Annotated in this window: 28 protein-coding genes; 3 read left to right on the forward strand and 25 right to left on the reverse strand. The window is 37.4% G+C overall.

All coding sequences use genetic code 11. The annotated features are described in order from the left end of the window. Positions 1-86 precede the first annotated feature (86 nt). From FHY60_RS15005 to FHY60_RS15025, 5 genes are all read right to left on the reverse strand, one after another. Positions 87-530 (reverse strand): stage III sporulation protein AH, encoded by a 444-nt coding sequence (locus FHY60_RS15005; protein WP_139905796.1) that lies wholly within the window; start codon positions 528-530, stop codon positions 87-89. A 34-nt stretch (positions 531-564) separates the two neighbouring features. After that, positions 565-1,401 carry a DUF1848 domain-containing protein gene (locus FHY60_RS15010; protein ID WP_139905797.1) on the reverse strand — a complete coding sequence of 279 codons (837 nt, stop codon included), beginning with the start codon at positions 1,399-1,401 and terminating at the stop codon, positions 565-567. A 64-nt stretch (positions 1,402-1,465) separates the two neighbouring features. Beyond that, positions 1,466-1,924 carry a DUF5680 domain-containing protein gene (locus FHY60_RS15015; RefSeq protein WP_139905798.1) on the reverse strand — a complete coding sequence of 153 codons (459 nt, stop codon included), beginning with the start codon at positions 1,922-1,924 and terminating at the stop codon, positions 1,466-1,468. Positions 1,925-1,996: 72 nt separating this feature from the next. Then, positions 1,997-2,215, reverse strand: a complete 219-nt coding sequence (locus tag FHY60_RS15020; RefSeq protein ID WP_034843433.1) for a hypothetical protein — start codon at positions 2,213-2,215, stop codon at positions 1,997-1,999. A 156-nt stretch (positions 2,216-2,371) separates the two neighbouring features. Then, positions 2,372-2,590, reverse strand: a complete 219-nt coding sequence (locus FHY60_RS15025; RefSeq protein WP_139905799.1) for a hypothetical protein — start codon at positions 2,588-2,590, stop codon at positions 2,372-2,374. A 182-nt stretch (positions 2,591-2,772) separates the two neighbouring features. On the opposite strand from FHY60_RS15025, the gene FHY60_RS15030 reads away from it, so the two are divergent. Next, a complete protein-coding gene (locus tag FHY60_RS15030; protein WP_139905486.1) occupies positions 2,773-3,999 on the forward strand; it encodes an IS256 family transposase in 1,227 nt (408 codons plus the stop codon). Positions 4,000-4,206: 207 nt separating this feature from the next. On the opposite strand, the gene glmS is transcribed toward FHY60_RS15030, so the two are convergent. Together glmS and glmM are read right to left on the reverse strand one after the other, a co-directional pair. Next, the gene (gene glmS, locus FHY60_RS15035) at positions 4,207-6,033 is read right to left on the reverse strand and encodes a glutamine--fructose-6-phosphate transaminase (isomerizing) (protein WP_139905800.1); all 1,827 of its coding nucleotides are present in this window, start codon (positions 6,031-6,033) and stop codon (positions 4,207-4,209) included. 677 nt (positions 6,034-6,710) lie between these two features. Then, positions 6,711-8,060, reverse strand: a complete 1,350-nt coding sequence (gene glmM / locus FHY60_RS15040) for a phosphoglucosamine mutase (protein ID WP_139905801.1) — start codon at positions 8,058-8,060, stop codon at positions 6,711-6,713. Between the two features lie 195 nt (positions 8,061-8,255). On the opposite strand from glmM, the gene FHY60_RS15045 reads away from it, so the two are divergent. Continuing rightward, complete coding sequence (locus tag FHY60_RS15045; RefSeq protein WP_139905802.1) at positions 8,256-8,441, forward strand: hypothetical protein; 186 nt, start codon at positions 8,256-8,258, stop codon at positions 8,439-8,441. 135 nt (positions 8,442-8,576) lie between these two features. Here FHY60_RS15045 and FHY60_RS15050 read toward each other — a convergent pair whose 3' ends face one another. The 18 genes from FHY60_RS15050 to cdaA all read right to left on the reverse strand — a co-directional run bounded on the left by FHY60_RS15050 (position 8,577) and on the right by cdaA (position 23,873). Next, positions 8,577-9,404, reverse strand: coding sequence for an ABC transporter permease (locus FHY60_RS15050; protein WP_139905803.1), 828 nt, complete (start codon positions 9,402-9,404; stop codon positions 8,577-8,579). An 11-nt stretch (positions 9,405-9,415) separates the two neighbouring features. Next, entirely contained in the window at positions 9,416-10,240 is an 825-nt protein-coding gene (locus FHY60_RS15055) for an ABC transporter permease (RefSeq protein ID WP_139905804.1), read from the reverse strand. Next, the gene (locus tag FHY60_RS15060; RefSeq protein WP_139905805.1) at positions 10,237-11,043 is read right to left on the reverse strand and encodes an ABC transporter ATP-binding protein; all 807 of its coding nucleotides are present in this window, start codon (positions 11,041-11,043) and stop codon (positions 10,237-10,239) included. Before FHY60_RS15060 ends, FHY60_RS15055 begins: the two co-directional genes overlap by 4 nt. A gap of 15 nt (positions 11,044-11,058) precedes the next feature. After that, positions 11,059-11,319 carry a hypothetical protein gene (locus tag FHY60_RS15065; RefSeq protein ID WP_139905806.1) on the reverse strand — a complete coding sequence of 87 codons (261 nt, stop codon included), beginning with the start codon at positions 11,317-11,319 and terminating at the stop codon, positions 11,059-11,061. A gap of 43 nt (positions 11,320-11,362) precedes the next feature. Continuing rightward, positions 11,363-11,770: an SHOCT-like domain-containing protein gene (locus tag FHY60_RS15070; RefSeq protein WP_139905807.1), complete on the reverse strand. Its 408-nt coding sequence runs from the start codon at positions 11,768-11,770 to the stop codon at positions 11,363-11,365. A gap of 44 nt (positions 11,771-11,814) precedes the next feature. After that, complete coding sequence (locus FHY60_RS15075; protein WP_139905808.1) at positions 11,815-12,180, reverse strand: DUF2089 domain-containing protein; 366 nt, start codon at positions 12,178-12,180, stop codon at positions 11,815-11,817. A 166-nt stretch (positions 12,181-12,346) separates the two neighbouring features. Then, positions 12,347-13,156 (reverse strand): cell shape determination protein CcmA, encoded by an 810-nt coding sequence (locus tag FHY60_RS15080; RefSeq protein ID WP_139905809.1) that lies wholly within the window; start codon positions 13,154-13,156, stop codon positions 12,347-12,349. A gap of 12 nt (positions 13,157-13,168) precedes the next feature. Further along, a complete protein-coding gene (locus FHY60_RS15085) occupies positions 13,169-13,810 on the reverse strand; it encodes a YhbD family protein (RefSeq protein WP_207671432.1) in 642 nt (213 codons plus the stop codon). Between the two features lie 675 nt (positions 13,811-14,485). Beyond that, positions 14,486-15,016 (reverse strand): 2-oxoacid:acceptor oxidoreductase family protein, encoded by a 531-nt coding sequence (locus tag FHY60_RS15090; protein WP_139905811.1) that lies wholly within the window; start codon positions 15,014-15,016, stop codon positions 14,486-14,488. Beyond that, a complete protein-coding gene (locus FHY60_RS15095) occupies positions 15,016-15,780 on the reverse strand; it encodes a thiamine pyrophosphate-dependent enzyme (RefSeq protein WP_139905812.1) in 765 nt (254 codons plus the stop codon). The genes FHY60_RS15090 and FHY60_RS15095 overlap by 1 nt, the downstream gene beginning before the upstream one ends. Further along, a complete protein-coding gene (locus FHY60_RS15100) occupies positions 15,780-16,874 on the reverse strand; it encodes a 3-methyl-2-oxobutanoate dehydrogenase subunit VorB (protein WP_139905813.1) in 1,095 nt (364 codons plus the stop codon). The genes FHY60_RS15095 and FHY60_RS15100 overlap by 1 nt, the downstream gene beginning before the upstream one ends. An 11-nt stretch (positions 16,875-16,885) precedes the next feature. After that, entirely contained in the window at positions 16,886-17,095 is a 210-nt protein-coding gene (locus FHY60_RS15105; protein WP_139905814.1) for a 4Fe-4S dicluster domain-containing protein, read from the reverse strand. Between the two features lie 123 nt (positions 17,096-17,218). Continuing rightward, positions 17,219-17,881: a CpaE/TadZ family protein gene (locus FHY60_RS15110; protein ID WP_139905815.1), complete on the reverse strand. Its 663-nt coding sequence runs from the start codon at positions 17,879-17,881 to the stop codon at positions 17,219-17,221. 14 nt (positions 17,882-17,895) lie between these two features. After that, positions 17,896-18,966, reverse strand: coding sequence for a butyrate kinase (gene buk / locus FHY60_RS15115; protein ID WP_139905816.1), 1,071 nt, complete (start codon positions 18,964-18,966; stop codon positions 17,896-17,898). Positions 18,967-19,004: 38 nt separating this feature from the next. Then, complete coding sequence (gene ptb / locus FHY60_RS15120; protein WP_139905817.1) at positions 19,005-19,907, reverse strand: phosphate butyryltransferase; 903 nt, start codon at positions 19,905-19,907, stop codon at positions 19,005-19,007. 221 nt (positions 19,908-20,128) lie between these two features. After that, complete coding sequence (locus FHY60_RS15125; protein ID WP_139905818.1) at positions 20,129-21,730, reverse strand: NAD(P)/FAD-dependent oxidoreductase; 1,602 nt, start codon at positions 21,728-21,730, stop codon at positions 20,129-20,131. 32 nt (positions 21,731-21,762) lie between these two features. Beyond that, a complete protein-coding gene (locus FHY60_RS15130; protein ID WP_139905819.1) occupies positions 21,763-23,049 on the reverse strand; it encodes a CdaR family protein in 1,287 nt (428 codons plus the stop codon). Continuing rightward, positions 23,016-23,873, reverse strand: a complete 858-nt coding sequence (gene cdaA, locus FHY60_RS15135; protein WP_139905820.1) for a diadenylate cyclase CdaA — start codon at positions 23,871-23,873, stop codon at positions 23,016-23,018. The genes FHY60_RS15130 and cdaA overlap by 34 nt, the downstream gene beginning before the upstream one ends. Before the next feature lie 231 nt (positions 23,874-24,104). Between cdaA and FHY60_RS15140 the strand changes: the two genes are divergently transcribed. Then, a complete protein-coding gene (locus tag FHY60_RS15140; protein WP_139905821.1) occupies positions 24,105-25,133 on the forward strand; it encodes a hypothetical protein in 1,029 nt (342 codons plus the stop codon). Positions 25,134-25,198 lie beyond the last annotated feature (65 nt).

The raw sequence follows: 25,198 nt of genomic DNA on the forward strand, positions 1-25,198 counted from the left end.
TTTTCAGGTCTGTTTTTGCAAAATTCACATTCTTTATCCATACATTTGGATTCTACCCATCTATTGAGATAAGTACAAAATATTTACTATAATTTTATTTTCAAGCCTTTGATTTTTATAATTCGGTTAATGTCTTCTTTGTCTTCTGTTAAAATATAACTTAATCTTTCATGTGAAGTATTTATTAACCACGGCTTAGAATTTTTTATAAAACATAAATCCTCTGGCAGGTTCGGTTGAAGCCACTCATGCAAGGAATTCGATGTTTGCTTTAATATTTCTTTAGCGTTGTTATCAGTACTATAATAGTACACTAATGCTGGTTGTTCACATAAAGTTATTGTTCCTGGCCATTCAAACTGTTCTTTTACTTCTTTTAAAAATGGCTTTAATTTTTCGAGAACATTATTAATATTGTCTGATATATCTATATCACGTCTTACCACTAAAATGAATTCATCACAGATATCAAAAGCCAAATCAATTAAATCTCTATAAACCTTATCCTCAGGGTTATTCTCTATAAACATAAATATCCTCCTCCCATAATAGTGATATATTCAATTATCTCGCATAGCAATAAAGGCACCCATGCCCACAACTCTGCCCACTATATGCTCCAATATCTCTTGACCTGGTACATCCGCATTCTTTTCTTTGCCCTTTATCTTTCGTATGGGACGCTCTTTTACCAAACAATTCTTCAAGATAGGCCCCGTCTATACAATGGCCCTTGTTCACTCCAGGTACTCCTTCAATAATGGGGCTGGTGCATGTATAAATTGTAACCCCATATTTATCTGCAATCTCCACTAATTCGCTTACAAATTCAATCTGCTGTTGCTGTGAAGGAATCAAATAGGTAAACTTCGATGCTTTCATTCTTTGTTCCACTTTTTTATACAGGCAAAGAAAACTTATGGTACACCGATTTACCCCAAAGGAAGAAATATCCCTGCATAAAGCCTCAAACACCTTCAGCCTTGCTATTTCAAAGTTATCTGGTGTTGGGCTTTTCTCTCCTTTAATACTAAGAATAATAGGGTCAAATCTCCAGTTTATTTGATTAGGTGAGTACTTTTGAGCCAGTTGTTCCATCTGCCTGACTGCCTCATTTGTATCAACAACATTTGGCTCCAGGAATTTAGAGTAGCCTGTGATTGTAAACTGAAAGTACAGATTATACAGCGACAAATATCCAGGGTTTTTAAGTACATTGGCTAACGACTTTGACCAAAGGCAAATTGAGTGCACCCTTTCAGGAGATAAATCCACCATATATGTTGACTTATTGTAAGGATTTTTTACCATTACATATTTATTTTTCAGACTTTCCTGAAGCCAATCATAATAAAACGCGGGAATATCCGTTCTTCTGCTGCAACTTATTATCTCAAGCATCGGTTTTGGATAATGCCTCCATAAAAAGTTTTTGTTTTCGTTGTGTGTAAAATATTTAATACTATTATTTTATATATCCGCCATGAAAAGACAATCTATATATTTCAATACCATCAAAGTATATTGCCTCATGCCCGTTAAACTCAGATATATCTCCCTGCCATGAACATTTATAAACAAACCTACCCTGTTCAAATAAAGCAGGTCCTCTGAATGGTTTTTCAACAGGAACTGCCTTTAATGCACTTTTCAAGCATTTGCTGAATCCTGGCGCAACTTCATCAACGAGCATCTTCCCATAGTAATTCATACCCCATATGAGCTTTTGATTTTCAAATACCACTTCTTCGCCAATAAAATCAGCACTCCCGAAGTAAGAGTCTATGTATATTAAATCCCCTTCACTATAGTGTAAATCCTTTGAGTTCGGCCTTGAAGATACAGAAAGAACCCCATCTCCAGCATATGTATTCCTTTTTGCTCTGACCAAAAATTCTTTTAAAGCCAGTTCTGTACAGTTCATTGTCTTTATCACCCTGCCCCCTTACACCATAAACACATGAAATAAGCATTACAATAACATTAAAGAATACCTTTACCAGTCATTCCATTCATCAAACCCTTCCCTTGCTCCTGTAAAGAAAAACTCTGTATGTCTGCATTTAGGGCAGACATATATGTCAAAAGTCAAATGTTCTTCAATATCAAATAAGGCTCCCAATATTCCCCTATTATTATCCTGGGAATCAAAGCGGTATTCTTTCAGATACTTCATTTGCTCTTTACACCTTAAACACTCAAACTGCTTTTCCATTTTAAGTTAGACTCCTTCCACTTTATTCATATTAAAATCAATCTATTCTTTAATTATAATATAAAATGCTTATATCCGTGCTATTTTACAGTTATATTTTTATTTGACATGTAAAAAGTAGCATATGTTTCATTCGTCCTAACGTCTAAGAGTGCTTTACCCAATATAATTCCCCATGTCCTTCTTGAAATCATCAATATTTCTATAGTAACAATCTATAAAAGTATCATTAAAACTATCTTCACTATTTTCAATGCAAAAATTTACTCTATAAAATATATCCAGCCTCTCATCAAAGCCTTTATCAACTTGCACGCCATTAAGCATAAAAGTTTCTAATATAGTGAAATTCCCAAAAATCGTTACATTTCTCATAAAAAATCACTCCATTCAGTTTTGATTTACAGGTATTATATAGATAAGACCTATCAAATCAAATTTTGGGGGAGCATACATAGATTTGTGTAAATCAAATCTATGTATGCTCTTTTTATGTATGTGTAGCTGGTAATTGTGGAAATAATAACTATAAAATATTTTTGAGAGGAGTATAAAAAATGAACCTATTAGAATTACCAGATATAGATTTGAATAAGGAATTGAGTAAATGTAAGAACATGGAGGACCTTGTTGGCAAGAATGGATTAATGCAGAGATTGTTTGGAGGGATAATACAGCAGTTTCTAGAGGCAGAGATGGAGGAACACCTTAGCCGAAAAAAGTATGAGAGACAAGAGGATGTTGATAAAAATTATAGGAATGGGTATAGTTCAAAGAATATAAAAACTAGCTTTGGAGAAGTTGCAGTAGATGTTCCAAGAGACAGAAAAGCAGAATTTGAGCCAAAGATAGTCAGAAAATATGAAACTGTGTGCAATGAGCTTGATAAGAAGGTTATAGGCCTTTATGCTAGAGGTATGTCTGTGGATGACATTAAATCAGAAATAGATGAACTGTACGGGGTAGATATTTCCCCAGCAATGATTTCTAAGATCACTGATAAAGTAATGGATACAGTTGTTGCCTGGCAGAACAGGGCCCTAGATCCGCTGTATCCCATAGTATACATGGATGCTGTTCATTTTAAAGTAAGGGAGGATCATAGAATAATTACTAAAGCAGCCTATGTTTGTATGGCCCTAGATTTGAAGGGCCGTAAGGACATTCTTGGAATATGGATTGGTGAACACGAGGGAGCAAAATTCTGGTTATCAGTTTGTAATGACTTGAAAAACAGAGGGGTTCAGGATATATTCATAGCCTGTATGGATGGTCTTAAAGGGCTTCCAGATGCAATTAAAGCTGTTTTCCCAGTAGTTAATATTCAGAACTGCATAGTACATCAGATAAGAAACTCTATAAAGTATATCCCCTCAAAGGATATGAACGCCTTTTTGAAGGATTTAAAGACTGTGTACCAAGCCGTAAATGAGTCAATGGCAGTTCAGTCATTGCAAGTGCTAGAGGAAAAGTGGGGAGATAAGTATCCAATAGTTATACAATCATGGAAAAACAATTGGGAGAACTTGTCTACTTACTTTGATTTTCCACCGGAAATACGAAAGATAATCTATACGACCAATGCATTGGAAGGTTTTAATAGACAACTTAGAAAGTTTACAAAGATTCGGACAGTATTTCCTACTGATGATTCTCTTATAAAGGCTCTATATCTTGCCACGGAGCAGATAATGCTTAAATGGACCGCACCTATCCAGAATTGGGCCAGCACACTGGCACAACTTAGTATACGGTTTGATGAAAGGCTTGAACAATATCTGTAATTGAGAAGCCTGTACTATTTAGAATATTTATGTATAATAATAAAAATATTGCACAAAATAATATCAACAAAAGGCTACACTATCTATTTTTAGTAATTCCCCAAAAAATTAAAATTATTACTGAGTTTTACCTCAGTAATAATTTCCAAATAAAGAATAGCATGTCTTTTCTATTTTACACAAACCTATGGACGTTCTCTCTTTTAATTATTCAACAGTAACTGATTTAGCTAAATTACGTGGCTTGTCTACGTCGCAGCCCTTTATAGTTGCCATATAGTAAGCAAGCAATTGCAGTGGAACTACTGAAAGTACCGGTGCTAATATTGGCAAAGTCTTTGGTATATATCTTGCCAGGTCCACAGTCTTTTCTATTTCTGTATGACCTTCAAAGGCAAAGCCTAAAACCTTAGCCCCTCTGGTAGTTACTTCTCTTATATTACTTACCATCTTATCATAGATATCCTCTTGAGTAGCTAGAGCTATAACTGCTGTCCCCGGCTCGATTAAAGCTATGGTACCATGCTTTAATTCACCGGCAGCATAGGCCTCTGAATGGATATAGGATATTTCCTTAAGCTTTAAGGAACCTTCCATTGCCACTGCATAGTCAAGGCCTCTTCCCAAGAAGAACATATCCTTGTGCATATAGTTCTTGGAAGCAAACTTTTGGACAACGTCCTTGGTCTTCAAGACTTCTTCTGTCTTTTCCGGAAGAGTGAGCATTTCCCTCTTTATTTCCTCTATTTCTTCATTACTCAAGGTTCCTTTGTTTTGAGCGAAGAACAGGGCTATTATATACATAGCTATAAGCTGTGTTGTATATGCTTTAGTGGAAGCAACTGCAATCTCTGGGCCTGCCCAGGTATATAATACATCATCTGCTTCTCTTGAAATAGAGCTTCCAACAACGTTTGTTATTGCAATTACCCTTGCCCCCTTTTGCTTAGCAAGTCTCAGTGCTGCAAGTGTATCTGCTGTTTCACCGGATTGGCTCACAGCTATTAATAGGGTACTTTCATCTATTATCGGATCCCTATATCTGAACTCTGATGCTACCTCTATTTCTACAGGTATTCTCGCAAGCTTTTCTATGGCATACTTACCCACTACCCCTGCATGATATGCAGTTCCGCAGGCAATTATATATATCCTCTTTATATTCTTTATCTGTTCAGATGTTATTGTTATATCGTCCAGCTGTATTGGCTTACCGGGAATTATTCTGGAGGTCATTGTATCTCTCAATGCCTTTGGCTGCTCATGGATCTCTTTCAGCATGAAGTGTTCATAGCCGCCCTTTTCAGCAGCATCGGCATTCCATGTAACATGGTATACCTCCTTCTTTATTTCCTCTCCATCCTGAGAAAGAATTTTTACACCCTCTCTTGTCAGTAAAACAAATTCCTTATCATTCAAGAAATATACATCTCGTGTATGATTTAAAACTGCTGGGATATCAGATGCAATATAGTACTCATCCTGACCCAATCCAACTATTAGCGGACTATCCTTTCTTACGGCAACCAGTTTATCAGGTTCCTCTGTAGTAACTACACCTATGGCATAGCTTCCTTCCATCTTAGAAACAGCTTTCATAACCGCTTCTAAGATGTCTCCCTTGTAATAGTAATCAACCAGGTTTGGTATAACTTCAGTATCTGTTTCTGTATAAAATTCATATCCCTTTTTAATCAGCCATTCCTTGATACTAAGGTAGTTTTCTATTATACCATTATGAACTACACTTATAGTACCATTAGTGTTTGTATGGGGATGTGAGTTCACATCTGAAGGCTCCCCATGAGTTGCCCATCTGGTGTGCCCTATACCTAAAGTTCCTTTCACCGGATCATTTTTTATCCTGTCCTCTAAATTTGCCAGTCTTCCCTTACATTTAGATACCTTTAATTCTCCATTATTTATCACAGCAATTCCGGCTGAATCATAACCTCGATATTCTAATTTTGATAATCCCTCAATCAAAAATGGACTTGCTTCTCTTTTTCCGATATAACCTACTATTCCACACATTTTTATTCATCCTTTCATATGACTTATTTTTTGAGAATAAGCCACCAAAACAGATACCTGATACCTGTGGTCAGTTATCTGCTTTTGCCCTTTATGCAATAATTCCTCACAAACCAAAATTCTAGGCAACGAAAGGAATACACACCCGATTGATGTTGTTCCGCAAATCACTTCACGGTTTTATCAATCTTTAACGGTAGTGTCATACCGTGGGGCATCCGCCGAATTTTCGATACTCCCCATCCTCGTCAACTTATGCCTAAGCATAAGTTCTGGCGCTATAAAATCCTTCAGTTTTCAACTGTCCTCCTTTCCTATTTTTTTATAAAGGGCCTACCTTCCTGGTGGCTACTAGATAATTTAACAGCTTACCATGAAGAAACACATAAAAGATCTTACCCATTTTAAGAAAAATCTTTTATAGTTAATTCTATGTAGTCAAATATTATTTTGTTCCTAACATTAGCTGTCCATTACATTATATTTTTTTAACACCCTTTGGTCAATATTCAAAATTTGCATTTCTGGTGTATAATTCTGTTGAAACCTATGCTTTCCGTACACTTTCATCCTTGTCTGCTGTATTATACATTTAAATTTAGTCCATATTATGTAAAACACTAAAATCTTTTTATATATAAAAAAACTGTGGCAGCATTTACCACAGTCCTTTTTAATTATTTATTGGCCTTTGTCTGTATCAGATTTGCAAGGTCATGAGCCATCTTATCTATTTCCTCTTGATTTTCACCCTCAAGCATAACTCTTACCAAGGGTTCTGTTCCGGAAGGTCTAATCAATACTCTTCCACAACCATGAAGAGCCTCTTCTATCTTTTTAATCTCCTCTACTATTTCAACATCAGTTTCATGGATGTTTTTCATATGATTTGGTATCTTTGCGTTTACTAATACCTGTGGCAGCTCCTTCATCATAGAGGCAAGGTCTGACATAGTTTTTCCGCTCTTTTTAATTATAGCAGCCATCTGAAGACCGGTTACCAGTCCATCTCCTGTGGTATTATAATCAAGGAATATAATATGTCCTGATTGTTCTCCCCCCAGTTTATAACCGTACTTAACCATTTCTTCAAGGACGTATCTGTCTCCGACCTTTGTTTTAACAGTCCTTATGCCTTCCTTTTGCATTGCTATATCTAAGCCTAAGTTACTCATAACAGTCACCACTAAAGCATTATCATTTAATCTCCCCTGCTGCTTGAGATATTTTGCAGCAATGGCCATCATAAAATCTCCATGCACCAGGTTACCCTTTTCATCTACACAAAGGCATCGGTCTGCATCACCATCAAAGGCCAAACCTAAATCACACTGCTTCCTCACCACATAATCCATAAGTTCTTCAGGATGTGTTGAACCACATTTATCATTTATGTTAACACCATCCGGATCATTATTTATAACTACTACTTCTGCTCCAAGGCTTCTGAAGGTTTCAACCGCTGCTTCATAGGCAGCGCCGTTAGCACAATCAAGAGCTATCTTTAGGCCTTTTAAATTCACATCGATGGTTGACTTGGCATATGCGATATAATCCTCTAAAGCTCCCTCTTCTATTATCTTTCTTCCAAGCTCTCCACCAACCGGTGACGGAACGCCCTCAAAGCCGCCTTCTATTACACTTTGAATTCTATCCTCCAAATCATCTGAAAGCTTATACCCATTTCCATTAAAGAACTTAATACCGTTGTATTCCACCGGATTGTGTGATGCTGATATCATTACACCGGCATCTGCTTTATACTTTCTTGTTAGATATGCTATAGCCGGTGTAGGTACAATTCCAACACAAACAGCCTCCGCTCCAACAGATAAAATACCCGCAACTAAGGCTGACTCCAGCATATCACAGGATATTCTTGTATCCATACCTACAAGTATCTTTGGTTTATGAGTTCCCTCCGTAAGTACAAAAGCTCCGGCTCTTCCTAAGCTATAAGCCAATTCCGCTGTCAACTCTTCATTGGCAATACCTCTTACGCCATCGGTGCCAAACATTCTACCCATTAATTCTTACCTCGCTTTTTTATGTTAGTATTATTAGTTCCTTATGTATTTTATAAAAATTATACATATTTCATTATATCATAAATATAGAAATCGTGACACAATAATAATTAACATATATTCTTAATTTACCTCAAAGGATAATCTTAACCCATAAAGAGCAAACTAAACTCAAAACCAAAAGGAGGGATTTTGATGATAAAAGAAATAATGGGGGCAGGAGCTATAGTTTCAATGCTGATGCCTAATAAGAAAAAGCATCACAGCGTAATGCCAAATGTAAAGACTGCAGCTACCCTGATTGGTATTGGCGTTGGTGCATACCTGGCTTTAAAAAATCAAAATGACAAGGGTAGCCATAGAAGTAGTAATTTATTCTAGAACCATATCTAGTTACCGCCTAAACAAATAAAACTGCGTTGCAACGCAGTTTTGATTTTTATAAAAATTCAGCTCAACTGAACTTCATCCAACATTATTCATTATTCATTGAAAAGAGCAACATCGCCTTACTCCTCAATGCCCGGATAACTCCCCCTTCATCCTGCACCTTTTTTCTACAGAATAAAATACAAAGCTTCCAATAAATAATAGTACGAACATACTCAATAATATTATAATAAACTGATATTTCATTGGCATTATTGGCTCTTGACCTATAAGAATTGCTCTTGAAGAGTCATTTAAATAAGTAAGAGGAAGTGCCAAGGCTACTATCATAAATATTCGAGGCATGACCTTTATTGGGAAAAAGCTTCCGGACATTCCGGATATCAATGAACTTGAAACGTCTATTATTCCATTGGCCTCCTTAGCCAAGAGTACCAGAGAGGCGATAGCTATACCAATACCCAGCATTCCGATAACCCCAGGTATTAGAAAAGCCAGAAATTTTAGTATTGCCGGAGTTATGGTAAAGCCAAAGGCGAAATAGCATACAATGCCTGTAATTACATTTTCAAAGGTCACTGCTGCAAAATCAAAGATAGACCTGCTTACCAGCAAATTAATTCTGTTCACCGGAGCACTCCAATTAGATTCTAATACCCCTTGCCACATTTCCTCCTTAAGTGAGTAGCCAAGTCCCCAAAAGGCTGTATTTATATAGGCAGTAATCATATATCCTACAACTAAAAAACCCATAAAATCTGAATTTCCTGTATATTGCTCAAACCCTTTTAAGTCTCCCCCTGAGGCAAAGGTCTTTCCCATAAAGTAAAAAGGAGCCAACCATATAATTGGGTCTATAAATATCTGCAGCATCTTTAAGGGATACCTAAAGTATATTTTTAGACTTATTAAGAAACGTGCTTTTGCGGCAATTAAATTTCTTCTAATATACATAATATCCCTCCTTAAAAGCGATCCAAAGATCCCGTTACTTTTACTTTTCTTTCTACGGCAGCAAAGCACATTCTGCCTATAAGAAGATAAATCATGCCTTCTACTACACAGAATATTATATCATTATAAGCATCTCCCAAAGTTCCCCCATTGACCATTACTGTTCTGGCAGCGGATATTCCAAAGGTAAAGGGCAGAAGCTTAGCTAAGTACTGCATCCACTGCGGCATAACAGATATGGGGAAGCTTATTCCACAAAGTATCATGATAAGTCCTCGTACTAACTGAACCAGGGAATTTGTCTCTTTAACCCACAATACCAAGCTTGCAAATATGGAGCTTAGTCCATAAACTGCAGGCATTAATATAATAAACATCAAGATCCACATAAAGACATTGCCTGTAAAGTTAATCTTATATATTATTTTATACTCTATTATGGATACTACAGATAAAAATATGGCATTGATTATACTTATTACAGAGCCACCAATTAATATATCGAATTTATTTATAGGACAGAGCCAATTTGACTCCAAGGTTCCCCTGTTTTGTTCATTTCTAAGGTAAGTTCCAAAGGACCACATGGTTACGTTTGCCCACATATAGGTCATAGTTCCAATTACTATAAACCCCATAAAGCTATCAGTTCCGGTGATGCTTTTATAGGCCTCTAGTCCTTCCTGGCTTGGTCCTGCCATTCCCAGGGCACTTAGTATATAGATCAGGGGAAAAATAGCCGGCCATATTAAAAGCTGAACAAACCAGGAAGGATATCTGAAGTACTGAGCAATATCCTTTCTCGCTACCGCTGCAATAGTTCTGAATCTGTTCATGAGTTCACCTCATCTCTAAGATTCTTTCCGGTGAGGTGTATAAATACATCTTCCAGGGACGGTTCAGTATTTTTATCATCTTTTATGCTGTTTTTCAAATTTTCCGGTGTATCAAGCGCTATTATCTTCCCATCATCTATAATAGCTACCCTGTCACAGAGAAAATCCGCTTCTTCCATATAGTGAGTGGTAAGCAATACAGCCTTTCCTTCTTTCTTAATTTCCAGTATTATTTCCCTCAGATTTAAGGCAGATTGTGGATCCAGCCCTAAGGTAGGCTCATCCAAAAGTACTACCGGAGCTTCGGGAATCAAGGCCTTTCCCAGAGCTATTTTCTGCTTCATTCCTGTGGAGTACTTTTCAACCAGCTCATCGGCCTTTTCTCCGAAGTTCAGTCTGTTTAGTATCTTTTCAGCCCTCTTAACTGCCTCTTTTCTGTTACATCCATAAAGTGCTGCAAAGTATTCCAAATTTTCTCTTCCAGTTAACTTCCAGTATATGCTTCGGTCTCCGGCCAAAACCGTACCTATATTACCAAGGGCCTCCATAGGCTTCTTGTCCACATCTATCCCATTAACATGAACCGTCCCCGAAGTGGGCCTTAAAAGGCCGGTTATCATTTTGATGGTAGTGGTCTTTCCTGCCCCATTGGGTCCTAATAAACCAAATACTTCCCCTTTGTGGATATGAAAGCTCACTCCCTGAACAGCAATGAATTCCTTTTTCTCCACTGTCCTAAAGAGCTTTTTCTTTTTAGAAATAAATACTTTTCTCAAATCCTTAACTTCTACCATCTTAACCATAAAACACCTCTCAAATCATATTTCAATTACTATTTCATCACCATTTTCAGATACTATTTCTACAAGTTTCAGTCCCTTGTATTCTTTTAGTTCTTCCAAAGCAATAGCAAGCTGTTCGTAGTCAACGTAATCAATATAGTCCACCGCTCTGGAATCAATACCTTTTGCAGCACTTGCTATAATTCCTTTACAGCGTCTCAACATAAATACCATCAGTGATAAAGGGAACGGAATTGACAGCTTAACACCATTTACTTCTCTTACATGTATTCTCATATTTACCCCCTTATGAGCCATGGCTGATTGTGGCCCCTCTATACTATTCAATAGTAATTTCTACAACATCCCCGTCTTCTGATTCTATGTCTACTATCTTACCAACCATTCCTGAATTAATGGCTTCATTCAATGCATTTGTCAACCCATTAATATCCACACCTTCTACCCCCTGCAGGTTAACTGGTAGTCTTCCTGTAGCTGAGATTATGCCGGATACAAACTTTACAGGAAGATTCACATTAACCTTATTTCCATCTTCATCTTTTACTTTTATTTTTAGCATCAGGTCCTTATTTCTTACATTTTCCTTACTGTCTGTAAACACCCGAACTTGAGTTTCTGTCTCTTTTTTACTGACTTTTAAAGCCTCTATAAGTTGAGCACCTTTTTGGCTGTCTATCTTTCCCTCTTCTACCATCTTTAAAACCCGTAATATTTCTTCATTCATAATAATCCTCCTTATATACCAATCCAATGTTTTTCTTTGAAAAGCTAATCTTCCTTGAGCATATTTAGTGCCTGGTCTGCAGTGATTTCTCCCCGTTCCAGCATATCAATAATCTTCTTACTTTCCACAGAAGGTTTTTTTACTACCTCATAGCCTAGAGCATCAATGACGTCATCCAACTTTGCCCTGACAGTGGGATACGAAATACCCAATTCTCTTTCAACATCTTTGATATTGCCTCTGCATCTTACAAAGGTCTCGATGAAATTCAGCTGTTCAGCACTGAGATATTCAAACTTAGACAAGGCAAAATTATTTTCTATAACTGTATCGCAATTGCTGCATTTCAGTTTTATTACCTTCATTTTTCCGCTGCATACAGGGCATCTGCTTATTACTTTATATTCCATAGCATCACTTCCCTTCCATGATTACATTATAATTCTATAAATAATAAAATTCAATAGCATTCTTAAATATTTTAATATAATATTTTATTTTTTTAATATTTAAAATATAAAATATTAATATTGTTAATATAAATATTCAAAAATAAAAATCAGCACTTGCTGATTTTTATAACATCCTTACATTTTTCACTATAGCATCCTCAATTGTATTTAAGGTTCCTGTGTACTCTACTGTATCAATCTCACAACCTCTGCCAATTGTGATATTATTTCCTCTCACTATCCTTGCACTTGTATCCTCAAGGAAAATTTCGTCACCCTCAATACTTTCACAATTTAGTTTAGCTTCAATGTTGAAAAGATTTTTAATTATCCTTTCTATGCCCATTAAGCCCCTGTGCTTTAATCGCTGCACTTCTATTTTCTCTCCACCGATCTCTCTTACGTTACTTTTACCACTAATTCTAACCTTAATAGTTCCTGCATTAAGTAATCCACCAATTCTAAAATCTCCGCTGGTTTCAAATCTCTCGCTCTCACAATCACCACCAATGGTTATTAATCCGCTAACGACTATATTTTCAGCGTGCACATTGCCCCCTATACTTACACTTCCAGATATATCAATTATTCCTGCTTGTACGTCCCCTCCAATTTTTGATGTACCGCTGGTCCTTAATTCTTCAACCTTGACATTACCGCCTACATGATTTGTACCACTTGTTTTCACAAGTGTAGCCTCAACATTTCCACTAACTTTACACATACCACTGGTACTTATTTCACCGGAGCTTATATTGCCTACAACCTTTGAATAGCCGCTGGTACTCATGTCCACGCACTCTATATCACCATTAATTGTGGCACTGCCGCTAATCTTAACATTATTAAATATTCCCCCCTGAGAAGTGGAGGAACCGGATATTTTTAAATCTGACTTTCCTTCAAACTTATCTTTGTTATTATCATTGGCCATATATAAACCTCCTTACATATTTTTATTATGTTGTTCAATTTTTGACTGTAATTCCTCTATAAAAGCTGACGCAGTGGCTTTAAGCACAAGCTTTCCTCCTTGGCCTGTATAGACCTCCGAAGGTACTGCTGCAATTAATGCAAGTGCAACACCGAACTTTCTTATCAGCATGATTTCATAATCCTTATCTTTGAAGCTCTTATAATTTTCCTGTAAAGTAATTATTAAATCCTTAGTCTCTTCAAAACTTATTTCTCCCAGCAAGAGGTACTTTTCAGCCATCCTCATATGGAGTAATTCATCAAAACTAAAGCTTTCTTTCTCTCCATAGATACCTTCATACAAAAATACGATATTTTGCGTAACAATGTTTTGTGAAATAGCTAAGTCTTTATCAATGTTTAGTTCTGTTGTTTTAGCAGAAAACTGTTGTGCTAAGTCGTCTAGAGATACACCTTCTTTCATATTCAATATTCTATTGATTCTTTCCAGTATTTTTTCTCTAGGAAAGAAGGTTTCTTGGCCTGTGAAGACGGATTTTCTAATAAACCACTCTTCAGGGATAAGATTTTTTCTCTTCCATCGGTACAGTTGTCCATAGGAGATACCTGTTTCTCTAAGCAGATCTTTCTTGGATATCAGTTCCTCTTCCACCTTATTTCCTCCTTTATCCTCTTTGTTAAAACCAGTGTAACATAACATTGTTACGTTGTAAATATTAAAATGTTAGTTTCTTTAAAAATAATTGTAGTTTAACTCTCTTTGCTAATTTTAAATTATAGAAAGCAAAAAGTTGTGTTCATGACCATTTATACAACTAACTTCTTTGAATAATTAGGTTTGTCTTTTATTGAACTAGAATCCATTTTATCCACCAGCATTATGTACATTGAGTTATCTTATTGCAAGTATTATTTATTTCACTCTCCATTCGACAACAAAGACTACGAAACATAAATAACGCTCAATTTTGTTATGTTAGTCACTATACAAATTAAATAATACGATATATTAAGTAATAAATACATTTTTTACACAATTGTGGCCATTATATTGGAAAAATGAAAAGAGGTGATTATGATTAAGAAACTTATTTCCTTAGCTATTTGTGTTGTTTCATCTATTTTAACAGGATGTAAGGAAGAAGAAAATAATAGCTCTTTCGATATAACTCTACAGAAGATGTAGCAGAAGAAATATCAGAAAATAAAGTAGTTCCAGAAGAACTTACTCCATGCGACATAGATGAATATAAAAAATTCCAAAATTGAAAAAGTTTTGTTCATGGCTATTTATACTATGAACAAAACTTTTTTACTATATCCCTTGTTAAATTTTAACACTACTATAGACTTCTAAGGCTTTTTTATTTATCTCAAAATAGCTGCTTTTACCATGGTCTGCCAAAGACTTCAACATTGACTCTAGTGAAACTACAGCGGATTCATCTATTAGCGCTCCCATGAGTACCATATTGGCTATAGTTCTGCTGCCTAATTCTGCGGCAGTAGTCTGAGCAGGTATCTTTATTACTTTTATATCCTCTCTAATGGGTTCTCTATTCACTAAGTCCGAATCCATAATAAGAATACCACCGGGTTTTATGGTTGCTTCAAATTTATCTAAAGACGGTCTATTCATGACAACCAATATATCTGGGGAAGTAACCACCGGTGACCCTACACCTTCATCTGAAACAATTACGGAACAGTTAGCGGTACCGCCTCTCATTTCCGGTCCATAGGATGGAAGCCAGGAAACATTTTTTCCTTCCTCCATTCCTGCATAGGCAAGAAACTTACCCATAGATAAAATACCCTGCCCTCCAAAGCCTGCAAAAAGAATTTCAAAGGTTGCCATTATCTCGCCTCCTCTGCTTTTTCTGCATTTGTCAGATCTTTTTTTACACCCAGCGCGTAGTATGGAATCATATTTTCTCTCAGCCATTTAAGAGATTCTACCGTAGATAAGCCCCAATTAGTTGGACATATAGATAATACCTCTACCATAGAAAATCCTTTCCCTGCTATTGCATTTTCAAAGGCCTTCTTTATAGCTTTCTTGGTTTTAATTACATTTGGAACACTATCTACTGAGACTCTTTCCACGTAACATGCTCCATCCAGAGTGGCTATCATCTCAGAAACCCTTATAGGATGCCCTTGAGTTTTAATATCTCTGCCGTAGGGTGAAGTTTCCGTTACCTGACATGGCAGCGTGGTTGGAGCCATCTGTCCTCCGGTCATACCGTATATGCAGTTATTGACGAAAATACTTACTATATTCTCTCCTCTTGCTGCTGCATGAACAATTTCTGCAGTACCAATAGCAGCCAGGTCTCCATCTCCCTGATAGGTAAATACCACTTTATCCGGCTGCGCTCTTTTAATCCCCGTAGCTACTGCCGGAGCCCTGCCGTGGGCAGCCTGGAACATGTCACAGGCAAAATAGTCATAAGCCAAAACCGAGCAACCTACCGGAGCTACCCCTATAGTCTTATCCAAGATGTTTAGTTCCTCTATCACTTCCCCAATCAGCCTATGGATTATTCCATGGGTACATCCGGGACAGTAATGAGTAGGTACGTCTAACAGTGCCTTAGTTGGTTCAAATACTATTGCCATTATACAGCCCTCCCCTGCTCATCACATTGTTTTTTCTCAACAATAGCTTCAATTTTCTCCAAGATGTCTTGAGGGCGAGGAACCATACCACCGGACCTTCCATAAAAATTAACCTGCTTTCTGCCGTTAACTGCCAATCTAACATCCTCTACCATCTGTCCACAGCTCATTTCAACGGAAAGATAACCATAAAGGGTATTATTTATTGTTTTTTCAAAAGCTTCTACAGGAAATGGCCATAGGGTAATTGGTCTGATAAGTCCAACTTTTATGCCTTCAGTTTCCGCCATTTTAATAGTGTTTCTGCAGATTCTGGCGGTTGTTCCATAGGCTACAAGTATTATGTCACAGCTTTCCTGGCAGTTATACGTCTCATATCTTACTTCTCTTTCCTTTATAAGCTGATATTTAGCCTGGAGCTTATTGTTGTGCTTTTCTAGTTCTTCAGGATTAAGATGCAAGGAGTTAATCACATTGTGCACTTTTCTGTTGCCAAGACCTGAAGCAGCCCAGTCCTTCTCCGGTAAAGGTCTTCCTGCCCTTTCCTTAAATTCTACCGGTTCCATCATTTGTCCAAGCATTCCGTCTCCCATAATCATACAGGGAGTTCTATAGATATCAGCTATATCAAAAGCCTCTTGCACAAGGTCTACCATTTCTTGAATTGAAGCCGGCGCATATACAGGCATATTAAAATCTCCATGAGCGCCACCCTTTGTAGCCTGAAAATAGTCTGACTGGGCAGGTTGAATTCCACCAAGCCCCGGGCCTCCCCTTACTATATTTACTATGACGCAGGGAAGCTCACTTCCGGCGATATAGGATATACCTTCAGCCTTTAAGCTTATTCCAGGGCTGGAGGAGGAAGTCATAACTCTTACTCCGGTTCCGGCAGCACCATATACCATATTTATTGCAGCAATTTCGCTTTCTGCCTGTAAGAATACTCTTCCAACCTGAGGCATTCTCCTTGACATATATGCAGCTAGCTCTGTCTGCGGTGTAATTGGATATCCAAAGAAACACTGACAGTTAGCCCTTATAGCAGCCTCACCTAAGGCCTCATTGCCTTTCATTAATACTTTTTCACTCACGTTAACTCCTCCTACTTCTCCACCGTAATAACTAGATCTGGACACATTCTTCCACAGGAGGCACATCCGATACACTCCTTCATCCTACCCTCTGGTATATAGGCCGGATGGTATCCTTTATTATTTAGCCTGTCTGAAAATCCTATAATCTTTTTAGGGCACACTGCTATACAATGTCCACAGCCCTTACATCTTTCTTCTCGAAACATAACTTTAGGCACTATAAATTCCTCCTTACTGCTAAATTGTCCCCCTAATAGCCCAACGGTGAATCGTTTACATAACGTTTGTCAATATATCATACGCTGATGTCCGTCAAAGATTGACTGTCCCCCAAATAATTCCTAAAGCCACTCAGGCCTCATATAAATATCTATGGGCAGGATCTCTCCCGCAACCTTTCCCTTTATCTCATCTATAAAATCTCTTTTACAAACTGTATACCTGTAAGGTATATTAAGTTCTTTTGAAAGCTCCCCTGCTAGTTTATCCCCCTTTAGTATGTCCTCCACTGTAGTTTCATAGGACATATTCGTATTGGATATTAGGTGGGTTACTTTTAACCTTGAGGCTCTTTCTATAGTCTTTATATATTCCTTCGTATCCTCTAAATTAGAGGTAAAAGGCCTATTATTATTTATGACAAAATACATTTCATAAGGTTCCAGTGTAAAGTACTGATAATACCTTCCTAACACTGCCGCTCCTGAATCATCACCTCCTACATCTATTATAACATGCCTGCTCTTATCGTTAAAGACCGAAACCACTTCTGCCGGAACTACCGCTAATTCTGCATTTGAAAAATGGGGATTAGATGCTATTAACCTAATCCCCACTTCTTCTAATTCTTCTCTTAAGTCTCTTACGCAGAAATACGGATTAACGATATCGATGTCTACCAAACAGGTTTTTATGTTTTGTAAGGCCAACCCCCTTGCAAAGTTAATTGCAATCTCTGTCTTCCCACTACCAAAGTGACCTGTAAAAATCCTTATTCTACTCATAGACACTCCCTATTCTATTGGTATATTTTAGCTTCTTCCTCCCCGCTAAGCACCCGTATTGCTCCCTGTGCAAGAGCAAGAAGTTCATCTTCACCGGGGTAAACCACTATAGGTGCAATGAAGGAAACTCGCTCGCTTATTACATCTATCATTGGTTTTCCGTAAGCCATGCCACCTGTTAATATTATAGCATCAACCTTACCACAAAGTACAGAGGCACAGCTTCCAATTTCCTTTGCAACCTGATAACCCATAGCATCATGAATCAGCTTAGCCTTAGGTTCTCCGGCCAAGGCAGCCTTTTCAACTTCCAGAGCACTATTGGTTCCAAGGTATGCCACAAATCCCCCCTTACCGGTGATCTTCTTCTTCATCTCCTCATATGTATACTTACCGCTGTAGCACATCCTTACCAGGTCTCCTACAGGAACTCCTCCACTTCTTTCCGGTGAGTATGGTCCTTCCCCGTCAAGGGCATTATTAACATCAACTATTCTGCCCTTCTTGTGAGCTCCCACAGAAACTCCACCGCCCATGTGGGCAACAATTAAGTTAAGCTCTTCATATTTCTTTCCCTTCTCTTTTGCATATCTCTTAGCCACAGCCTTTTGATTTAGAGCATGGAAGATACTTGTTCTCTCTATTTCAGGCATACCTGAGATTCTTGCTATATCATCCAGCTCATCAACTACTACAGGGTCTACTATATAAGCCGGAATATTGAGCTCCGCTGCAATTTCATTTGCAATTAGGGCACCTAAATTTGATGCATGCTGTCCTCTGATTTCTGCTCTAATATCCTCTAACATTCTGTCATTAACAGCATATGTACCACCTGGAATAGGCTTTAACAATCCTCCCCTTCCAACTACTGCATTTAGAGTGGTAATATCAAAGTTCTTTTCCTTTAGTACCTTTAATATGACTTCTTTTCTAAATTCAAACTGATCTGCTATTGAGTTGTACTTCTCTATCTCCTCAGTCTCATGTCTCAATGTCTCAACGAGGATTGCCTTTTCATCTTCATATACACCAATTTTTGTGGACGTCGATCCAGGATTGATAATCAAAAGCTTAAATGACATTATTATATCCCCCTTATATTTTAATTATTAATTGCTAACTACTTCTGTGCAACTAAGGCTGCCAGTGCTATGGAGTAGGTCTTGGTTTCAAAGCTGTCTGCCCTTGATGTCAATATTACCGGTGCTGAGGTTCCCACTAAAATTCCGCCGTTTCTTGATTCTGAAGTATAGGTAAGGGTCTTGTACATTACATTGGCTGCATCGATATTAGGAAGCAACAATATATCTGCCTTTCCCGCTACCGGTCCCCCTACCTTTTTATGCTTGGCTGCTTCCTCTGAAATAGCGTTGTCTAAAGCTAAAGGTCCATCAACGATGCAGCCCTTTATTTGACCTCTATCGTTCATCTTTGAAAGTATAGAGGCATCTATAGTGGCAGGCATGTCGGGATTTACAACCTCAACGGCGCATACAGGAGCTACCTTTGGCGTATCTATGCCAACGGCATGCGCCACTTCTACTGCGTTATTCAGTATATCTATTTTAGCCTTCAAGTCCGGATACATGTTAAATGCAGCATCTGTTAAGAATATTAATCTGTCAAAACCCTTTATTTCAAAAACTGCCACATGAGACATGAGTCTTCCTGTTCTTAAGCCAACTTCCTTGTTCAACACTGCTCTTAAAAAGTTTGCAGTATCTACTAGTCCTTTCATTACCATGTTTGCTTGGCCCTTTGAAACAAGCTCCACAGCTTTTAAGGCTGCCTTTATGTCGTTAGGTTCATGGAGTATTTCAAACTTTGTCAAATCCATTCCTATTTTATCCGCAACTTTCTTAATGGCACTTTCATCTCCAACCAGTATTGCCTCTGCTATACCTTGTTCCTGGGCAGCTTTTACCGCTTCCAGTACAGGCTCATCCTGAGCAACTGCTACTGCTACTTTCTTGATTTGTCCACTTTTTACCTTTGCCAGTAAGTCATCAAAATTTTTTACCATTCGCCATTCCTCCTACCATGAAATGAATTTTCTTATATACAAATATAAAACTCGACGGATTGTTAAGTTTTCTACAATGTTGCCTAAAAAATATATTGAACCGGTAGGTTTATTTTGATTATAAACCTACCGAACTTCAATAAACTTCGATAATCATCGTAGAAACCGCTTTGATTATATTTTAACAAATAAACTATATAAATGTAAATTTTTCAGAATAATCAGATTTGATTGTTGTAAGTTTTTACTATTTCTTCTGCTACTCTAAGGCCATCAACCGCAGCGGATATTATACCTCCTGCATAGCCGGCTCCCTCTCCAACGGGATAAAGCCCTTGGGTAGATATACTCTGGAGGTTCTCCTTTCTATCAATCCTGACTGGGGCAGAAGTTCTGGTTTCTATACCAGTGAGTACCGCATCCTCCATGGCAAAACCCTTAATCTTCTTATCAAATTCAACTAATCCGATCTTTAACATATCTATAACGTAATTAGGAAGGCATTTCTCCAGTTTCACAAAGTTCCATCCCGGCTTATAGGATGGGGTAACCTTGCCTATAGCCGTACTGTTTTTATCCTTTAGAAAATCTCCTACCAATTGAACAGGTGCTTCATAATTACCGCCCCCAACACTATAGGCCAGTTCCTCATAATGCCTCTGAAACTCCATTCCCCGTAGGGGAGATGTACCTTGAAAGTCCTCCGGTGATACAGAAACCACCAGAGCGGAATTGGCATTCTCCTTATCTCTCTTATAATAGCTCATACCATTAGTCACCAGTCTATTGTATTCAGAAGCCGCAGCTACAACAGCTCCACCGGGACACATGCAAAAACTGTATACAGACCTCTTTAATGGCTCATGTGTATAAGCCACTCTGTAATCTGCAGCTCTGAGTCTCGGATGATTGGCATACTTTCCATACTGGGCTTCATCAATAAACTTCTGTGGGTGTTCTACTCTTACGCCTATAGAAAAAGGTTTAGGTGATAAAAATACTTCTCTGTTATAGAGCATTTCGTAGGTATCTCTGGAGCTGTGTCCAATGGCTAAAAGAAGAAGCTCACAGGGTATTTCGTTGCCATTTACCTTGACGGCCACTATCTTTCTGTTTTGGATGATAATGTCCTCTAACCTGCTGTTAAAGTGCACCTCTCCCCCTTTAGCAATAATCTCCTGCCTTATGTTTTTTACAACATCCTTCAGTATATCTGTACCAACATGCGGCTTTCCGCTATAAATTATCTCTTCCGGGGCACCGGCTTTAACCAGTTCAGCCAATACAAAATCACATCGTTTATCTTTAATTCTGGTAGTAAGCTTACCATCTGAAAAAGTACCGGCTCCTCCTTCCCCAAACTGGACATTGGATTCGCCCTTTAATTCTCCGGTGTTCCAAAAATGCTCCACAATTTTAGTTCTTGAGTCCACGTCTTCTCCACGCTCAAAAATAATGGGCCTATATCCCTTACGCGCTAAAAGGAGACCTGCAAATAAACCTGCAGGTCCCATTCCAACTATTACCGGTCTATGGGACAACTTTTGATTTCCCGGAGTGATTTCTTCACTTTGTGTTTCTTTCTCTAGACTTATATCCTTGTCCTTGGCTCTTTTAACTACCTTTTCCTCATTTGTACAACTGAGCTCAACAGAATAGTTGAACTTAATGTTATCTTTTTTTCTGGCATCTATAGACTCCCTTATTATTCTGAAAGCACTTATGCTGTCCTTTGAGATATTTAGCTTTTTTGCAGTTTTATCTTTCAATAAGTGTAAGTCCTCATCAATACTTAGTACTATATTGTTTATTCTTACAGCCATGTCTTTCCTCCATCTTATGTTTACCTAACACATTACTCAACAGTAGTAGATGTTTCCTCTGAGCTATGGGTGGTGTTGGTTTCAGTTCCAGTATTATTTTCCAGCTCCGTCTCCTGCCGTTTCTTTTTAATAACTACATCAATATTATGTGGAGATGCGGATTCTATCTTTACTCCGTCAGGTACCTTAATGCTGATAGGTACGCTGTGAGTTCCCTCCCCAAGATTACTCAAATCCACGGTACATTGTATGCTGGCCTCCGTTATGCGTTGCATCAAGGACTCAGCACCCATTAATACCAATGAAACACTATCAGTATCAGCAGTATACTCTAAATTATCCCCTAAATTTTCAAACTTAATTTTTGGTGATAAATTCATTTGCTTAATATTATCAACATTGACTTTTACACTGATACTATTTTCACCCTTAACAGTAGTAAAACCATTTAGAATTAACTTCACCTCAATTGTCTTATCCTCAGTAATTAGGGCTAGATCAATTGGTTCGGTATTAACTTCAGTTATACTTTCTAATACTTCATCCTCACCAGCAATATCTATTGTAGCAGGAACAGCTTCTATACCTTCCAAAATCATTCCCGTTGCTATGTTTCCTATGGTTTCCACATTAATCTTTACTGTTTTCGTCCTTTTTACCGGTATGACCACATTAACAATCTGCGGACTTATTGTAACGTTCTTCACTACTCTTCCGGCTTCATCCATAGGCTGCAGCGGCAGGTTTAGCTCCTCATCTTTCTCAATATCCTCAAGAACGGTTTTTGCTTGTACATAAGAAACATTATTTACATACTGCTCTGCGCCACTTACATATACTACACTTGGATATAGTACCGGCGTAGAACTAATAAAGCCCGGTTTTGTGGTTACAGGTATATCTACCTTAACCGGTACACTTTTCTCTATTAAATTATCCAAGATGACATCCACCTTGAGACTTTCCTGGTCCATAATCACTATATCTGAGGGTAACCGTTCCACATATACTGGTACCCTGTTAATCCCCTTGGTAAGAATAGATTTTGATAAGTCAGCCTTAAGTAAAAACTTACTTGCTGTCAAAGCATTTACTTCCAGCATGGGCCCCTTTACCCTTAAAGTTACCTCAAACTTCTGACCGCTCAGCAAAGCAAGCTTTGACTTGCCTAACACATCAATATTCTCCAGTTCTACAGGTACAATTATTCTTCCATCTCTTTCAGGATTTTCTGAGTTAGCTATATATAGCCAAAAGGCAAATGAAGCAATGACACATATGATCCTTATGATGATTTGGTTATCCTTTTTCTTATCCACTGCTTCACCTTCTCTCCTATAGTTATGTTTCTATTGCTCTGTCTTCTTTTCATAATTCTGATAAGAATATCCTTTAATCTATCCTTATCGTAATTTCTTGTAAGTTTTCCGTTTACCGACAACGATATTGTGCCGGTTTCTTCTGAAACTATTACCACAAGGGCATCTGAGATTTCCGTAAGCCCCATGGCAGCCCTATGTCTGGTTCCTAATTTCTTATTTATATCAGTGTTGGCTGTCAGCGGTAATACACAACCGGAAGCCAATATTCTATCATTTCTAATAATTGTTGCCCCATCATGTAAAGGCGTATTAACAACAAATATATTTTCTAGAAGTGCAGCAGAAACAAGGGCGTCTATCTTTGTTCCTGAGGCAATAACATCGTTTAGCCCAGTTTTCTGTTCAATGGCAATTAAAGCACCGGTTTTCGATTTAGATAGATTATCTACTGCAATTACTAGGTCTGTAATTACCTTGTCCATAACTTCATCGTCTTCCAAAAGTATATGTTTTTCAGTAAATGCAGTTCGCCCAAGATGCTCCAAAGCCCTTCTAATTTCCGGCTGAAAAATAATTACTATGGACAATACTCCGATGGTTATTGTCTTATTTAAAATTAAATTAAACATGGTAAGGTTCAGTAAATCACTTATAGGGATTAATATAACGATTAATAATATACCCTTTATTAGTTGTTCAGCTCTTGTCTCTTTTATTAGTGTATACCCCTTATAGAATATGTATGATATCACAAGTATATCCAATACATCCCAAACACCCATGCCCTTTATGGTATAGACCAACATATCAAAAAATCTCAAAACTCTGTCACCCCAAGCATTATAATCTCATTTACAATTATACACCATTCTTCAACTTTAATGTACATAAAATGTAATTTAATAGTTTATTTTTTAGAACTTTAGCAAGAATGTCCCCTCAAGTTTAATCATAAAATATTATATAAATAAAATTTCTATGAGTAATTTATCATTATATGATAAAATATATCTGTACTATACGTATGTATAATTAAAGGGCGGTGAACATACTTGAAAACTAAAAAGAAAAAAGTTAATAAAACGTTAGTATCTGTTATTATAACCATTTTAGTTGCTTTAATCCTGGGAGGAACATTTTTTGCTTCATATTACATTTCAATAGACAAGTCACTTAATAGCTATGAGAAAAATATGAGTCAAGCTATATCAAAAATAAATAGCCTAAACAGCAGTACAAGCCAGATGTTGAAGGATAATGTTATTGACTCTGAGGCTGTTACCCAGCTTTCTGATAACATACTAAAAGAGTTAGATACCATAAAAGAGTCAGTTGAGGCAGAAGTCCCAGGTGATCAATTTAAATTGATGCATGTGGATTTGCTTGAAGGAATAAAATTAAATAAATTGACGTATATGCAAGCCTTCAGTATCTTACGAAATCCAAGCAGTAAAGACTTAAAGGATTCTTTCATGGACTTTGAAAAGTACCGTGATGATTGTGAAAGCTACTATACAAAAGTTTCTTTATCTGGAGTTTCCCCTTCTTTATTAAAAGAAGCTCAGGATTTCCTGGCTGCCTTTAAACTTTACACCGAGCAATTGATAGATACTCAACAAAAGGCAGATATGAAGACAAAGCAAATGTATGACTTTATTGATAAGCTAAACGAATCAGTAGATAAGTTTATCCCATTGAAAACAGACTTCTCTATTGAATTGAGAAAGGCTCGAGATAATTCATCAACCTATGATGAGGTTATTGCCTTTGCAACAGACTATCTTTCAAAAAACAGCCAGCTGCAAAATGCTATCTTAAGCACTACACCTCCGGATAACTGCAAGTCCTTGAGAGACAGCTTTGTGAAGCTAACTAAGGATTATGATGCCTACATCCAAAGCTTTATAGCAGCGGTAAATCTAGAGAAGGGTGAGGCTGAACTTCAACCGGAAGAACCTCTCGCTGATGATAGATTAACAGAAATCTATTATGATGCAAACAATAGATTCTTAGGTATCCAGGACAAGTACGACAACTTCCTTAAACAATTTACTGACTTTAAAAGCACAAACATAAAGTAAGGAAAAAGAATCCGGTAGCTGCCGGATTCTTTTTGTTCGTAATAGAAATAAAATGCGAACCACTT

The sequence above is a fragment of the Clostridium thermarum genome (assembly GCF_006351925.1).
In the GTDB taxonomy this organism is placed as follows: Bacteria; Bacillota; Clostridia; order Clostridiales; family Clostridiaceae; genus Clostridium_AU; species Clostridium_AU thermarum.

Bases quoted from the DNA above. Each gene is read 5' to 3' on its own strand.
- FHY60_RS15005 (WP_139905796.1), bottom strand. From the start codon at position 530: ATGTTTATAGAGAATAACCCTGAGGATAAGGTTTATAGAGATTTAATT.
- FHY60_RS15010 (WP_139905797.1), bottom strand. From the start codon at position 1,401: ATGCTTGAGATAATAAGTTGCAGCAGAAGAACGGATATTCCCGCGTTT.
- FHY60_RS15015 (WP_139905798.1), bottom strand. From the start codon at position 1,924: ATGAACTGTACAGAACTGGCTTTAAAAGAATTTTTGGTCAGAGCAAAA.
- FHY60_RS15020 (WP_034843433.1), bottom strand. From the start codon at position 2,215: ATGGAAAAGCAGTTTGAGTGTTTAAGGTGTAAAGAGCAAATGAAGTAT.
- FHY60_RS15025 (WP_139905799.1), bottom strand. From the start codon at position 2,590: ATGAGAAATGTAACGATTTTTGGGAATTTCACTATATTAGAAACTTTT.
- FHY60_RS15030 (WP_139905486.1), top strand. From the start codon at position 2,773: ATGAACCTATTAGAATTACCAGATATAGATTTGAATAAGGAATTGAGT.
- glmS (WP_139905800.1), bottom strand. From the start codon at position 6,033: ATGTGTGGAATAGTAGGTTATATCGGAAAAAGAGAAGCAAGTCCATTT.
- glmM (WP_139905801.1), bottom strand. From the start codon at position 8,060: ATGGGTAGAATGTTTGGCACCGATGGCGTAAGAGGTATTGCCAATGAA.
- FHY60_RS15045 (WP_139905802.1), top strand. From the start codon at position 8,256: ATGATAAAAGAAATAATGGGGGCAGGAGCTATAGTTTCAATGCTGATG.
- FHY60_RS15050 (WP_139905803.1), bottom strand. From the start codon at position 9,404: ATGTATATTAGAAGAAATTTAATTGCCGCAAAAGCACGTTTCTTAATA.
- FHY60_RS15055 (WP_139905804.1), bottom strand. From the start codon at position 10,240: ATGAACAGATTCAGAACTATTGCAGCGGTAGCGAGAAAGGATATTGCT.
- FHY60_RS15060 (WP_139905805.1), bottom strand. From the start codon at position 11,043: ATGGTTAAGATGGTAGAAGTTAAGGATTTGAGAAAAGTATTTATTTCT.
- FHY60_RS15065 (WP_139905806.1), bottom strand. From the start codon at position 11,319: ATGAGAATACATGTAAGAGAAGTAAATGGTGTTAAGCTGTCAATTCCG.
- FHY60_RS15070 (WP_139905807.1), bottom strand. From the start codon at position 11,770: ATGAATGAAGAAATATTACGGGTTTTAAAGATGGTAGAAGAGGGAAAG.
- FHY60_RS15075 (WP_139905808.1), bottom strand. From the start codon at position 12,180: ATGGAATATAAAGTAATAAGCAGATGCCCTGTATGCAGCGGAAAAATG.
- FHY60_RS15080 (WP_139905809.1), bottom strand. From the start codon at position 13,156: ATGGCCAATGATAATAACAAAGATAAGTTTGAAGGAAAGTCAGATTTA.
- FHY60_RS15090 (WP_139905811.1), bottom strand. From the start codon at position 15,016: ATGGCAACCTTTGAAATTCTTTTTGCAGGCTTTGGAGGGCAGGGTATT.
- FHY60_RS15095 (WP_139905812.1), bottom strand. From the start codon at position 15,780: ATGGCAATAGTATTTGAACCAACTAAGGCACTGTTAGACGTACCTACT.
- FHY60_RS15110 (WP_139905815.1), bottom strand. From the start codon at position 17,881: ATGAGTAGAATAAGGATTTTTACAGGTCACTTTGGTAGTGGGAAGACA.
- buk (WP_139905816.1), bottom strand. From the start codon at position 18,966: ATGTCATTTAAGCTTTTGATTATCAATCCTGGATCGACGTCCACAAAA.
- ptb (WP_139905817.1), bottom strand. From the start codon at position 19,907: ATGGTAAAAAATTTTGATGACTTACTGGCAAAGGTAAAAAGTGGACAA.
- FHY60_RS15125 (WP_139905818.1), bottom strand. From the start codon at position 21,730: ATGGCTGTAAGAATAAACAATATAGTACTAAGTATTGATGAGGACTTA.